General features: G+C 53.2%; 13 protein-coding genes. 5 read left to right on the forward strand and 8 right to left on the reverse strand.

What is annotated here, in order from left to right; genetic code table 11:
• Positions 1–17: 17 nt before the first annotated feature.
• The gene (locus tag ACN06F_RS11165; protein WP_009721960.1) at positions 18–1,055 is read right to left on the reverse strand and encodes a rod shape-determining protein; all 1,038 of its coding nucleotides are present in this window, start codon (positions 1,053–1,055) and stop codon (positions 18–20) included.
• Between the two features lie 229 nt (positions 1,056–1,284).
• On the opposite strand from ACN06F_RS11165, the gene gatC reads away from it, so the two are divergent.
• From gatC to gatB, 3 genes are all read left to right on the forward strand, one after another.
• Positions 1,285–1,572, forward strand: coding sequence for an Asp-tRNA(Asn)/Glu-tRNA(Gln) amidotransferase subunit GatC (gene gatC / locus ACN06F_RS11170; RefSeq protein ID WP_038485550.1), 288 nt, complete (start codon positions 1,285–1,287; stop codon positions 1,570–1,572).
• 68 nt (positions 1,573–1,640) lie between these two features.
• Positions 1,641–3,101: an Asp-tRNA(Asn)/Glu-tRNA(Gln) amidotransferase subunit GatA gene (gatA, locus tag ACN06F_RS11175; RefSeq protein ID WP_433923910.1), complete on the forward strand. Its 1,461-nt coding sequence runs from the start codon at positions 1,641–1,643 to the stop codon at positions 3,099–3,101.
• Positions 3,101–4,555 (forward strand): Asp-tRNA(Asn)/Glu-tRNA(Gln) amidotransferase subunit GatB, encoded by a 1,455-nt coding sequence (gene gatB / locus ACN06F_RS11180; RefSeq protein ID WP_083005853.1) that lies wholly within the window; start codon positions 3,101–3,103, stop codon positions 4,553–4,555. Before gatA ends, gatB begins: the two co-directional genes overlap by 1 nt.
• Before the next feature lie 70 nt (positions 4,556–4,625).
• On the opposite strand, the gene sixA is transcribed toward gatB, so the two are convergent.
• The 4 genes from sixA to ACN06F_RS11200 all read right to left on the reverse strand — a co-directional run bounded on the left by sixA (position 4,626) and on the right by ACN06F_RS11200 (position 8,642).
• Complete coding sequence (gene sixA, locus ACN06F_RS11185) at positions 4,626–5,108, reverse strand: phosphohistidine phosphatase SixA (protein ID WP_120386763.1); 483 nt, start codon at positions 5,106–5,108, stop codon at positions 4,626–4,628.
• Positions 5,101–6,171: an NAD(P)H-dependent glycerol-3-phosphate dehydrogenase gene (locus tag ACN06F_RS11190; protein WP_038485562.1), complete on the reverse strand. Its 1,071-nt coding sequence runs from the start codon at positions 6,169–6,171 to the stop codon at positions 5,101–5,103. Before ACN06F_RS11190 ends, sixA begins: the two co-directional genes overlap by 8 nt.
• Before the next feature lie 116 nt (positions 6,172–6,287).
• Positions 6,288–8,192: a molecular chaperone HtpG gene (gene htpG, locus ACN06F_RS11195; RefSeq protein WP_038485565.1), complete on the reverse strand. Its 1,905-nt coding sequence runs from the start codon at positions 8,190–8,192 to the stop codon at positions 6,288–6,290.
• A 102-nt stretch (positions 8,193–8,294) separates the two neighbouring features.
• Positions 8,295–8,642 carry a YkvA family protein gene (locus tag ACN06F_RS11200; RefSeq protein WP_038485568.1) on the reverse strand — a complete coding sequence of 116 codons (348 nt, stop codon included), beginning with the start codon at positions 8,640–8,642 and terminating at the stop codon, positions 8,295–8,297.
• Between the two features lie 127 nt (positions 8,643–8,769).
• Here ACN06F_RS11200 and ACN06F_RS11205 point away from each other — a divergent pair, with 127 nt between their 5' ends.
• Positions 8,770–10,722 (forward strand): transglycosylase SLT domain-containing protein, encoded by a 1,953-nt coding sequence (locus ACN06F_RS11205; RefSeq protein ID WP_038485572.1) that lies wholly within the window; start codon positions 8,770–8,772, stop codon positions 10,720–10,722.
• Positions 10,723–10,755: 33 nt separating this feature from the next.
• Here ACN06F_RS11205 and ACN06F_RS11210 read toward each other — a convergent pair whose 3' ends face one another.
• On the reverse strand, positions 10,756–11,412 hold the full coding sequence (locus ACN06F_RS11210; protein WP_038485575.1) for a LysE family translocator: 657 nt from the start codon (positions 11,410–11,412) through the stop codon (positions 10,756–10,758).
• Between the two features lie 135 nt (positions 11,413–11,547).
• On the opposite strand from ACN06F_RS11210, the gene ACN06F_RS11215 reads away from it, so the two are divergent.
• Entirely contained in the window at positions 11,548–11,751 is a 204-nt protein-coding gene (locus tag ACN06F_RS11215) for a cold-shock protein (protein ID WP_009721950.1), read from the forward strand.
• 70 nt (positions 11,752–11,821) lie between these two features.
• Here the strand turns inward: ACN06F_RS11215 and ACN06F_RS11220 are convergent, their stop codons facing one another.
• Complete coding sequence (locus tag ACN06F_RS11220; protein ID WP_120386762.1) at positions 11,822–12,562, reverse strand: hypothetical protein; 741 nt, start codon at positions 12,560–12,562, stop codon at positions 11,822–11,824.
• Between the two features lie 41 nt (positions 12,563–12,603).
• On the reverse strand, positions 12,604–13,563 hold the full coding sequence (yegS, locus tag ACN06F_RS11225; protein WP_095603192.1) for a lipid kinase YegS: 960 nt from the start codon (positions 13,561–13,563) through the stop codon (positions 12,604–12,606).
• Between the last annotated feature and the right edge of the window lie 34 nt (positions 13,564–13,597).

A 13,597-nucleotide genomic window follows, 5' to 3' on the forward strand; every position in this document is an offset into this window, starting at 1 on the left:
GCGATAAACCGCTACGATCAGTCGCTCGACAGCAACTCGAAGGTATGCTGATCAATCATTTCCAGTGCCTTGCCGCCACCGCGGGCCACACAGGTGAGCGGATCTTCAGCCACAATCACCGGCAAGCCTGTCTCTTCGGCGATCAATTTATCGAGATCACGCAACAGCGCGCCACCACCGGTCAGCACCAAGCCACGCTCCGCGATATCAGAAGCCAGTTCCGGTGGTGATTGCTCAAGGGCACTCTTGACCGCTGCTACAATAGAACCCAAGGTTTCTTGAAGCGCTTCGAGAATCTCATGGGAGTTCAGTGTGAAACTACGCGGTATGCCTTCCGCTAGGTTACGTCCTCGCACATCAATTTCGCGCAGTTCGCCCCCGGGATAAGCACAACCGATCTCTTCTTTGATTCGCTCAGCGGTGGCTTCACCAATCAGGCTGCCGTAGTGACGGCGCACATACGCAGTGATGGCCTCGTCAAAGCGGTCACCACCGACACGAATAGATTCTGAATAAACCACGCCGTTGAGCGAAATAATGGCGATTTCGGTAGTACCACCACCGATATCAACCACCATTGAGCCCTGCGCTTCTTCAACCGGAAGCCCGGCACCAATTGCGGCGGCCATCGGCTCTTCGATTAAAAACACTTCACGAGCACCAGCACCTTCCGCCGACTCGCGAATAGCGCGCCGTTCAACCTGCGTTGACATGCAGGGAACGCACACCAAGACACGAGGACTAGGCGTTAAGAAGGTGCTTTGATGCACTTTACGAATAAAGTGTTGAAGCATCTGCTCAGTCACTGTGAAGTCGGCAATAACGCCATCTTTCATCGGGCGGATGGCGGTAATATTGCCTGGCGTGCGACCGAGCATACGTTTGGCATCGGTACCAACCGACGCCACGCTGCGCATGTTGCCAGACTGGCGGATAGCGACTACGGACGGTTCATCGAGCACGATGCCACGACCGCGTACATAAATCAGTGTGTTGGCCGTACCCAAGTCGATCGACAGATCGCTGGAAAACAGCCCCCTCAAACGTTTGAACATGGATGTTGTTACCTAGTGCAGACCGGGAACCCTGTGCGGATGCAAACGGTATCACCGCTACCCCTTGGCAGCAAGCACGAGTCGTGCCTAATACTGCCCGTTAGGGCCAATATGTGGTACCTTTTGCGGCTATTTTCTACGTCTGCTACACAAGACGAATTTAAGATGACCGTATGTATACCGCTGAACGCGGAATATGTTCCATCACGTTTGCGAGGAAAATTCGATCATGGCGCTTGAAGAATCTCATGTGCGCCGGGCCGCACACTTGGCCCGACTCGCCGTTAGCGATGACCAAGCCAGTGGTTTTGTCGACGATCTAAGCCGCATTCTGGACATGGTCGACCAGCTACAAAGCCTGGACACCGATGGCATTGCGCCGCTTGCGCACCCGCTGGATGCCACACAACGGCTGCGAGCCGACGAAGTCACGGAAACTAACCAGCGCGACGCTTTCCAGCGCTGTGCTCCGGCAGTAGAAAATGGCCTGTATCTAGTACCCCGCGTGGTGGAGTAGCCAGATTACCACGCACAGGCCGCTATTTTCTGCTCTTTCTATTCGCCCCCGAACGGAGCTTCCGGGTCATGCATGATAAAACCGTAACGCAGCTTGCCGCCGCCCTGAAAAGCGGTGAGCTTTCCAGCCGAGAGCTGACTTCACACTTTTTACAGCGTATTGAGCAAGCTAATGGCACGCTCAATAGCTTTATTACTGTCACCGCCGAGCAAGCACTTGATCAGGCAGAAGCTGCCGACAATGCGCGTGCTGCAGGCAAGGCTGGCAAGCTAACAGGCATTCCTTTCGCGCTGAAAGATATCTTTTGTACTCAAGGGGTGAAAACCAGCTGCGGTTCGAAAATGCTCGATAATTTTATCGCGCCTTACAATGCCACCGTGGTAGAGAAACTCAACGCTGCCGGCACCATTAGCCTGGGTAAAACCAACATGGATGAGTTCGCTATGGGCTCTTCCAACGAAAATAGCTATTTTGGTGCCGTAAAAAATCCCTGGGACCTTACTGCAGTTCCTGGCGGCAGCTCAGGTGGTAGTGCCGCCGCAGTAGCGGCAGGCCTTGTCCCTGCAGCAATGGGCACAGATACCGGCGGCTCTATTCGCCAACCAGCGGCATTTTGCGGCATCACCGGTTTGAAGCCTACGTATGGCCGCGTTTCTCGCTATGGCATTATTGCCTACGCGTCTAGCCTCGATCAGGCTGGCCCTATGGCGAAAAGTGCTGAAGACTGCGCACATCTGCTCAATGTCATTGCTGGCCATGATGTACGTGATTCCACCAGCGTTGCCCGCGGCGTTCCCGACTACACAGAAACGCTCAACGCACCGCTTTCCGGCCTCAAAATCGGCCTGCCAAAGGAGTACTTTGGCGATGGTTTAGACGCTGACGTCGAAAAAGCGGTCCGCGAGGCAGTGAAAGTATATGAATCATTAGGAGCGACCGTACGCGAAGTGAGCCTGCCGCATACCCACTATGCGATTCCGGCTTATTACGTTATCGCCCCTGCAGAGGCTTCCTCGAATCTCTCCCGCTATGATGGCGTGCGTTTCGGGCATCGCTGCGATGCACCAGCTGATCTTATTGATCTCTACACGCGGTCTCGTGCGGAAGGCTTCGGTGATGAGGTGAAGCGGCGCATCCTGATTGGCACACACACGCTTTCTGAAGGCTTTTTTGACGCCTACTACACCAAAGCGCAGAAAGTGCGTCGTTTGATTCGACAGGACTTCCTGGACGCCTTTGAAGACGTAGACGTACTGATGGGGCCCGCATCGCCAACGCCCGCGTTTGATCTTGGCGCCAAGAAAGATCCGGTGTCTATGTACCTACAGGACATTTACACCATCGCCGTTAACCTAGCCGGCATTCCTGGCATCAGCGTTCCAGCAGGCTTTTCCAATGGCCGTCCGGTTGGTCTGCAGATCCTGGGTACCCACTTTGCAGAAGCACAGCTGCTAAACGTGGCTCACCAGTTCCAGCAAGCCACTGATTGGCACTTACAACGCCCTGCTTTTGCCGAGGAGTACGCCTAATGCAATGGGAAACCGTGATTGGGCTGGAAGTGCACGTTCAGCTCGCAACTCGTTCGAAAATTTTCTCCGGCGCCTCCACCGCTTTTGGTGCAGAACCGAACACTCAAGCCTGTGCTGTTGACCTTGGCTTACCTGGCGTTCTGCCTGTGCTGAACGAGCAGGCCGTGGCCATGGCCGTTCAATTTGGGCTTGCGGTACACGCCGACATTCCTGAAGTATCGGTGTTCGACCGTAAAAACTACTTCTATCCCGATTTGCCCAAGGGCTACCAAACCAGCCAGATGTATCATCCGATCGTCGGCGCAGGTGATGTCGAAATCACCCTAGATGACGAATCGACCAAGCGTATTCGTATTCATCACGCCCATCTTGAAGAAGACGCTGGCAAGTCGCTACACGAAGACTTTCACGGCATGACGGGCATCGACCTTAACCGGGCGGGCACACCGCTACTGGAAATCGTCTCTGAACCGGATATGCGCAGTGCAAAAGAGGCCGCCGCGTATCTCAAAGCGATTCACTCTATTGTGACCTATTTGGGCATTTCCGACGGCAATATGGCGGAAGGCTCAATGCGCTGTGATGTTAACGTTTCAGTGCGACCTAAAGGCCAAGAAGCCTTCGGCACTCGCGCGGAAATTAAAAACGTCAACTCGTTCCGCTTTGTTGAGCGCGCCATTGCTTATGAGGTCGAACGCCAGATTGAGCTGATCGAAGACGGCGGCAAAGTCGTGCAGGAAACCCGCCTGTTTGATCCTGAGCGCGATGAAACCCGCAGCATGCGTACCAAAGAGGAAGCTAACGACTATCGCTACTTCCCCTGCCCGGATCTGTTACCCGTGGTGTTAGATCAAGCTTACCTTGATCACCTTCGCAGCCAGTTGCCAGAGCTTCCTGCCGACAAGCGGGCGCGTTTCCAGAATGAGCTAGGCCTATCGGCCTATGATGCCCACGTACTGTCTGCTAGCCGAGAAATGGCCGAGTTTTTCGAAGAAGTACAGCAAGTGTGCGGCGATGCTAAACAGGCCGCCAACTGGGTACAAGGGGAGCTTTCGGGTGCACTTAACCGTGAGAACCTAAGCATTCAGAACAGCCCGGTTTCCGCAAAACAGCTCGGCGAGCTGATTAGTCGCGTACTGGATGACACCATTAACGGCAAAGCCGCTAAGCAAGTCTTCCAAGCATTGTGGAATGGCCAAGGCGATAGCGCCGACGCCGTCATTGACGCAAAAGGCTTGAAGCAAGTCACGGATACTGGCGCGATTGAAGCGATGATTGACCAGGTTATCGCTGAGAGCCCGGCTCAGGTTGCTCAATATCGTGATTCTGAGCCAGAGAAACGCGGCAAAATGATTGGTTACTTCGTTGGCCAAGTCATGAAGGCATCCCGCGGCACAGCGAATCCGCAGCAAGTTAATGGCTTGTTAAAAGAGAAGCTGGACGCACTGCTGTAACGTCGACCGACGAGTGACAGCAGTGTCATAGCGGCTGCCTCGGCAGCCGCTTTTTTTGTGTCTATAAGCGTTATAACAACTGGCTTGGCTGGGTAAAGCGTTTTAGCTGCGCGCAACCGGCGGCCCACACGTCAGCCTCCAGCTCTGCAATGGCGGCGGTAGGAAAGCCAATCCCCTGGCTCGGCACTCCTTCTACTAACAGGCCCGCCAACTCACCCACCAGCGGCATATGGCTGACGAGCATAATCGGAGCATCTGCAGATTGATTTAGCAGCCATTCACTAACATCACTAGGTGAATCTTCCGGGGTAATAAACGCCAATGTATTAAGTTGCACACCCAAAGCATCACAGATCTGCTGAGCTGTCTGCTGAGCTCGTACAAAAGGGCTGGCATAAATCGTGGGGCAAGATAGTTCACCCTGCTCAATACGCATGGCCAGCCAGCGGGCCATTTTTTCGGCTTCAAGCTCACCACGAGGCGTTAATCGGCGCGATTGATCGGGAAACCCCGATGCAGCCTCACCATGGCGCATAACCAGCACACTAGGCATTCCTGCCTCCATTTTCACGGTGGGCTTGCTGAACAGCCTCACGAGGCAGAATAAATTCCACATCACTGCTTTGCTCGCCCATCATCAGAGTGCGTGCCATCTCCTGAGCCGGAACACCTTCAAACAGCACGCGATTCAGGCCCTCAGCCAGCGGCATATAAACACCCATTTCACGCGCTTTAGCGCAGACAAGCTTGACGGTATTTACCCCTTCAGCTACTTGACCTAATGCCGACACCGCCTCATCAAGACCTCGCCCTTCCCCCATGGCGTAGCCAACCCGATAGTTGCGGGATAGATTTGAAGAGCAGGTAACGATTAAATCACCGACGCCAGCCAAGCCTAAAAACGTCATCGGGTTAGCCCCCTGTGCAACTGCAAAGCGGCTCATTTCTGCTAGCGCTCGCGTCATCAGCATGCTGCGAGTGTTCTCTCCCATTCCCAGCGCTGCCGCCATACCTGCGGCAATGGCGTAGATATTTTTAAGCGCCCCACCCAGCTCAACGCCATGACGATCATTACTGGCATATACGCGAAAATAGCGACAGCCTAACGCTTGCTGCACCCGCGTTCTGGTGAGCGCATCGGCGCTGGCAATGACGGTGGCAGTCAACTGCTTATCAGCGATTTCGGACGCTAAATTGGGCCCCGCTATGACGCCAACGTGGGGAAACCCAGTTTCCTGTTCAAGCACCTGACTCATTAGCAAAAAGCTATCTTGCTCAATACCTTTGGTGGTACTGACCAGAATTTGCTCCGGGGTTAACCAGGGTTTGGCAGCCTGAACAACACTGCGAAACGCTTTGGAAGGGATAGCAATCAGCACTAACTCAGCGCCTTCTAGCACCGATTGAAGATCCGTAGACGCGATGACGGCGGGATTAATTACATAATGTGGTAGATAGCGCCCATTGCGATGCTCGTGATTTATTTGCGTCACTAAAGCTTCATCGCGCATCCACTGGCGCACCTTTGCGCCATTATCTGCTGCAATACTCGCCAGAGCGGTACCAAAACTTCCGCCCCCCAGCACTGCCACATTCATCTGCTGTTCATCAGCCATGACGATATCCTGATCATTGGTCTCGTGCGTTTAGCACTTACTTTATCATCATCTCTATTAAAACAAGCGGCCCGCTTGGATATCCAAGCGGGCCGCGTCAATCAACTACTGATTCATCAAGCCGTTAAGACGTTATTAAGCCGCTTAACATAGGCAGCGGGATCATCAAGATGACCACCTTCAGCGATGATCGCCTGATCCAGCAAAATATGCGCCAACTGGCCAAACAGGTCGCCGTCAGCATTTTCCAGACGCGCCACCAGAGCATGGTTGGGGTTTAGCTCCAGAATCGGCTTCACCTCGGGCAATGGCTGGCCAGCGGCTTCCATAATCCGACGCATCTGATAGCCCATTTCATGCTCAGGAAGCACGACACAGGCGGGCGAATCGGTTAAGCGGTGAGTAATTTTCACCTCTTGAACACCATCGTTTAACGCTTCTTTGACGCGCTTAACCAAGTCTTCTTTGGCTTTAGCTGTTTCTTCCTGGGCTTTCTTCTCTTCCTCGTCTTCCACATCGCCAAGGTCCAACTCACCTTTAGCCACATCGGCAAACGATTTACCATCAAACTCGGTGAGATGACTCATTAGCCACTCGTCAATACGGTCCGATAGCAACAGCACCTCGATACCTTTCTTACGGAAGATCTCTAAGTGAGGGCTATTTTTCGCCGCATTAAAGCTGTCGGCGACCACGTAGTAAATCTTCTTCTGACCCTCTTTCATACGCTCAACGTAGTCGACCAGAGAGTGCTCCTGGGCGGCAGTATCGGTATGCGTTGAAGCAAAACGGAGCAGGCCAGCAATCTTTTCGCGATTGGCGGCGTCTTCACCTGGCCCCTCTTTTAGCACGCTGCCAAATGTATTCCAGAAGGTCTGGTACTGCTCATTGTCTTTCGCCAACTTCTTGAGCATATCCAACGCACGCTTGGTCAACGCACCCTTGATCTTATCGACTTTGGGGTCTTGCTGGAGCAGCTCACGAGAAACGTTCAGAGAGAGATCGCGAGTATCTAATACACCCTTGATAAAGCGCAGATACAGAGGCAAGAACTGCTCCGCGTCGTCCATAATGAACACACGCTGAACATACAGTTTAACGCCTCTAGCGCCATCACGATCGAACATGTCAAACGGTGCACGGCCCGGTACATACAGCAGGCTGGTATACTCCAGCTTGCCCTCAACCTTATTGTGGCTCCAGGTCAGCGGGTCGCTAAAATCGTGGGCAACGTGCTTGTAAAATGCCTTGTACTCGTCCTCAGTGACATCGCTTTTCGGACGAGCCCATAACGCAGTCGCTTCGTTAACCGTTTCCCACGTGGTGATTTCACTGCCTTCAATATCGTTGCCTTCGTCGTCCTTCGCCGTTTCGGTTTTAGGCATGCGTACGGGCACTTCAATATGATCGGAGTATTTGCGCACTAGTCCTTGCAGGCGATAGTCATCGGCAAACTCTTTAGCATCGTCTTTAAGATGCAGCGTGATTTCAGTACCGTGACGTTCACACTCAATATCAGCAACGGTGAATTCACCCTCACCCTTTGAGCGCCACTCGACCCCTGCTGAGGCGTCAGTGCCCGCTTTGCGGGTGCGTACCGTTACTTCATCAGCAACGATAAATCCAGAGTAGAAACCTACCCCGAACTGGCCAATTAACTTAGCGTCTTTTTGCTGCTCGCCAGAGAGCTGCTTAAGGAACTCTGCGGTACCTGAGCGTGCGATAGTACCCAGATTCGCAATGACATCATCGCGATTCATGCCAATACCATTATCACGTAGCGTGATGGTGTTAGCCTCGCGATCATGCTCAATTTCAATGCGCAGCTCGCTGTCACCTTCATAAAGCGCATCGTTATCAAGTGCGGCATAACGCAGCTTGTCACAGGCATCAGCCGAGTTAGAGATCAGCTCGCGTAAAAATATCTCCCGGTTAGAGTACAGGGAGTGAATCATTAAATTTAGGAGTTGCTTAACTTCCGTTTGAAAGCCAAGAGTTTCTTCCTGGGTTGCCGTCGTCATGCGCTTAGCCCTCATTAATCACGTTGTGCTTGGCGCTCCTGCCTAACGTTAGGCAGGAGCGGAAAAGGTTGTGAACTCAATATGGGGATAAGCGGCGGGATTTCAAGAAGGTGAGTGAGAAGAAGCGGCTGGCGTTTCTTCTGCATATTTCCAATTACGATATTCTGACAGGTGGGCATCGACACGATTAAGTAACCAACCTACGATCAAAACATCATCAACAATGCCAATCATTACGAGAAAGTCGGGAATAAGATCAAAAGGCATGACAAGATAAGCAAGTGCTAGCGCCATCAGCCCAAAGGCCGACCAGGGAATAGGGCGAAAACTGCCTCGCAGCACGTCACGCGTCATAGGCAGAAACAGCTTTAGTGCTCGGCCAATGCGTTTCACTGCCCATACACGTGTTTTGAGCCGTCGAAACAGCCACCACGTAGACATTCGTGCCATCGTTATTGAATCCTCCAGGTATCGTAATTGTCAGAACATTTTTTGCACATTTAGTTCATCATCAACCCAGCAATACAGTTCTAGCAACATAGCGGCTAGATACCATTAGCGAGCAAGAGGGAGTGCCATGCAAGCTTCGCCATTTCGATTAACATTTCGCAGCCTATGTGCGGCGATGCTCATCGGGTTACCAACTGCCTCCTGGGCAACGTCTGACTCAGCGATGCGCGAGGCACTTGAAGCTGCACGCCAACAGCAGTGGCAACAGATCAATGACCGCGCGATAGAGGGGCATATCCTTAGCGGCTATGTTGACTACCATCGCCTACGTAGCCAATTGCCTAATGCAGCCCCCAGCCAAGTGCTGCAGTTTATCGAGCGCCATGCTGATTCACCGCTATCAGAATGGATGCGTGGCCAAGCGATCGCAAAGTATGGCTATGCGGGTCGATTTGGCGACCTGCTTGCCGTTGCTGACGGCGTACCAGCAGGCACTGCTCGTCAGTGTTACTACTACACTGCTCTCTTGGATAGAGCACCTGCTGAAGCTCGCGAAGCGGGGCTTGAACTGTGGCTTGTAGGTAGCTCCCAGCCGGATGCCTGCGACCCGCTGTTCAATCGCCTTCGCGCGGATGGCACCATTGATGCCACGGCAATTTGGGAGCGTAAAATGCTCGCTTGGCAGGCGGGCGAAGAGCGCTTAAGCAACTATCTAGGCGGGTTACTGAACAGTCAGTGGCAAACAGCACTGAATACAGCCGAAACGGTCAATAACTCACCAAGCGCACTTGCCTCAGCGCCTACCTGTCTTGGCCCTGAATGCGCTGCCACGGCGGCGTTTTATAAAGCCGCCATGCAGCGCTACACGCGAGAAAACACCCCCGCAGCCTTCTCAACGTGGCAAGCCATTGGGCCACGCCTCAACTTAGCCCATACTGACCGCCAAGCGATCGAAGAAGAACTTGCGTTTTATGCACTCGTACGCAACGTTCCTGGCACCCTTTCCTGGGTCGACAGCGTACTGCCTTCGCTGAACAGCGAGCGCGTATTAGAACTGCGTGTTCGCGACGCTCTGGCCAAAAGACAGTGGACCGATGTCGTCCACTGGATCACCGAAATGCCTAGTAGCCAGCAGGAAAGTAGCCGCTGGCAGTACTGGCTAGCCAGGGCCAATGAGCAACTGGGTAATCGTGACGCAGCGTTAGCGCGTTACCAACAAGCAGCAACCGACCGAAGTTTCTATGGCTTTGCTGCTGCCGAAAAACTCAACCAACCCTACCAGCTCAACTTAGAACGCAACCATTTTGACGAAGCTACCAGGGCACAAACGGCACGCCTGCCGGTGGTTCAGCGCACCGAAGCACTCCTACGTATTGGCGAAGATGGTCTAGCCAACAGCGAGTGGCTGTATGCCGTACAGAATGGCACACCTTATCAGGCGCGGGCGCTCGCCGATTACGCCGCTCACCAGCAGTGGCATGCTCGCTTAGTGCAAACCACGATTGCAGCTGAAATGTGGGACGCGCTGGATTGGCGTTTCCCAGCGGCTTATCGTGATAGCTTCCTACATTGGGGCCGCATAACCGGCGTCGACCCTTATTTACTGATGGCCATTACCCGTCGTGAAAGTGCTTACAACCCAGTCGCCCTTTCGCCTGCCGGTGCTCGGGGGTTAATGCAATTAATGCCAGGCACGGCAAGCCAAGTTAGTCGTCAACTGGGGCTAAATGATCCAGGACCTTACGGCGTTTTAGAGCCTGAGCTTAATATTCGCTTAGGTAGCACCTACTTACGTGACAAGCTGGAACGCTATCAAGGCAATCGGTTGGCCGCCACCGCCGCTTATAACGCCGGGCCAGGCCGAGTAGATCAATGGCTAGGCAACAACAGCATGGAATCATTTGACCTGTTTGTAGAAAGCATTCCATTCCGGGAAACCCGAGATTATGTACAAGCCGTGTTGAGCTACCGGGTCATTTTCGAAAGCCTGGCAAACGGCGGCAACAGCGAGGGCGTCTCACTGCTTAGTGAGAGTGAACAGGCCGTTCGCTATGACCACGCGCTGCTTGTAAGCCGATAACCTCGACAGACCCTCCACTGATACAGCGCCCGGTTATACCGGGCGCTGCTCTAGCGCTAAACGAACGCCAAATACCACCAGCACCACACCGGTAGCGGCATTGAGCGTTTGTGCAAAACGAGCGCTGGCCAACCACTTACTTGCCCCACCCACCATTAGCACTACGCTAATTTGCCAGATATTGGCAATCACGAAATGAACCCCCGCAAGCCATAATGATTTCAGCAGTGCTGGATCAGAAGGCGAAATAAATTGGGGTAAAAATGCCATGTAGAACACCACGGTTTTGGGGTTCAAGACATTGGACAGCAGGCCTTCTTTGATAGGTTGCCAAAATGGCACTGGTGAGCCGCTTGTCATCACGCCTTGAACAGGCAAGGGGGTGCCACGACGCGCCGCCAGCAAGCTGGAGACACCCAGCCAAATCAGGTAAGCCGCCCCCACCAGTTTTAGCATATGAAATGCCCAGGCCGACTGCAGCAGTATCAGTGAAATACCCAGCGCTGAAATAGTCGCATGGACGAACAGTCCGCAGCAAATAGCAATACTTGTTGCAACACCATCTCGAACACCACCGCGGGCAGTGTTGCGGATGACAAGCAGCGTATCAACGCCAGGGCTTATTGATAGCAGCGTTATCGCCACAAGGAACGAGACAAACTGAGCATCGATAAAGCCGATTTGCGTCATGAGAGGAAGCCCACCAAAAGTTAAAAAATCTTAAGTCCGCAACTGGACGCCTGAACTATTTGCTTCTACATTAATTTTGGCAGGCATTCACAATGGATGCTTGCCCAATCATTAAGCATGTTAAGGATATGGACGATGGCGACTGGCACTGTCAAGTGGTTCAACGAGACCAAAGGTTACGGCTTCATCTCTCCTGATGACGGCGGTGACGATCTATTTGCCCACTTCTCCGAAATTCAAGCTGAAGGTTTCAAGACCCTGCAAGACGGTCAAAAAGTCAGCTTTGAGGTAACACAGGGTAAAAAAGGCCTTCAGGCTTCTAACATTCGTCCGGTCTAACGCCAGAGGAATAAAACAAGGCCCACTCATGCAGCGGGCCTTATTCATATTCACTGATTATGTAAGCACATTACTCCTGGGCACGCTCAGCTTCTTGCTCCTCACCAACACTGTCTATACTTTCACTGATCGGCTGCTCACTCTCGAGGGCCTCAAACTGCTCTTCTAAACGCTTTTGCGCTTCTTCAAAACGTCTCTCAGTGTCTTCAATCAGCGCATCTACGTCGGTAGCTTCCAAATTATCATCTAAGTCAGACGTACCGGGTAAGCTGGACTCCGTTTCCCAACTTGGAGCTGGAGCGTCGCCATCCATCGGCTCCAAGGCCGGTGTCTGCTGCTCGACTTCTTTAAACTGCTCATCTAAGCGGCGCTGGGCTTCTTCAAAACGGCGCTCGGTCTCAGCAATAACGTCATCGACATCTGAACGAGTGGTTTCGCCAGGCATAGCACTGGCTTCATCGAGAGCATCTTCAGGGTCCGCTGCAAGCGTGTCTTCATCCGCCTGCACCTCTTCGTTATTGGGCGAGATTGAGGCTTCCGATGCATCATTACTGTCATCTCTCAGTGCCTCTGCTTCCTCTAGCTCCTCTGCCGCTTGGCGCGCTTCAATGTCCTCTTCGATATCATCCGCACTAGCGGCTTCATCCGTCTCTTCGCTGCCATCTGCAGCAGTAGGTGCTTGTTGAGCATCCACGTCACTGCTAGAGGTGTCCTGCTCATTTGTAGTCGTAGTATCTTCCTGTGCGTCGCCGCAGGCGCTTAGCAGCAGCGCGAGACTGGCTAGTAGCGGCATCCAAAAGCGATTTACCATTGGATTTTCTCCTTAACAGTGATTCAAATAATAAAAAACACTTAGTGGCGATCATTAGCCGTCAATAGTGAGCACCCTTCCGGCAGCAGCACTTTCAGCGCAAGCGGCACTACTTCGACGCAAAATCGCTCATAGCGACGCGCCTCTCCATCTAAGGTTAACGGCCAAGGTTCATCATCTGGCTGAGTCGTTACCGACAGCTGGCTGGCGGTAAAATAGCGCACAAAGCGCCCTTCGGCTGGAAACTGCTGCAACTCATTCAGCAACGTCGGCAACTCTGCCGCTGATGAAAAGTCCTTGACCAGTAGCACATCGAAACGGCCATCGTCGAGCTTAGCTCTTGGCGCTAATACTTGCCCGCCGCCAGATTGGCGACCATTGCCCAGCGCGAGAAGTAACAACGACGCTTCTTGCTGCTGGTCCCCCCAATGCAACGTGCCGCAATAACTACGGTGCCGCCATGCTTTCAAAGCGCCCATTAGGGAGTATGCGCCACCACCTAACATGCGCTTTAGCGTTTTAGGGGTTGATGAGGTAATTTCGGCACCAAATCCGCCAGTTGTCATGTTGACGTAATAACTAACCGCTTCTTCTGCGCCTGACTGAGCGGTCATTCTGATCACATCAATCGGCGATGGAGACAAGTGCCTTGCAGCCTCAAGGGCTGGCCCTGGCTCCAGCGGCAAACCGAGGGAAGTAGCAAAATCGTTGGCACTGCCTAACGGCACAATGCCTAGTGCTGGTCGCAGATCATGAGCAATCCGCATGAGTCCGTTAACCACTTCATTAACGGTACCATCGCCACCACAGGCAATGACCCGCGTAGCGCCCAGCTCGACCGCTTGGGCAGCGAACTCAGCGGCATCGCCGCCTTCCCAGGTCGAACGTACGATGATCGACATCCCTGCCTTGCGCTGCTCTTCAACAGCTTCGCGCAGCGCCGGGTTACCGGCAGACTTACCGTTAATAATCAGTAAATAGTGCTGCTGTGTATCTGTCACCGGCGCATTCCCTCTCCATGGTTAGTTCGCTGGC

Origin of the sequence: Vreelandella sp. 21 (genome assembly GCF_050995515.1) — a bacterium.
GTDB classification, from domain to species: domain Bacteria; phylum Pseudomonadota; class Gammaproteobacteria; order Pseudomonadales; family Halomonadaceae; genus Vreelandella; species Vreelandella alkaliphila.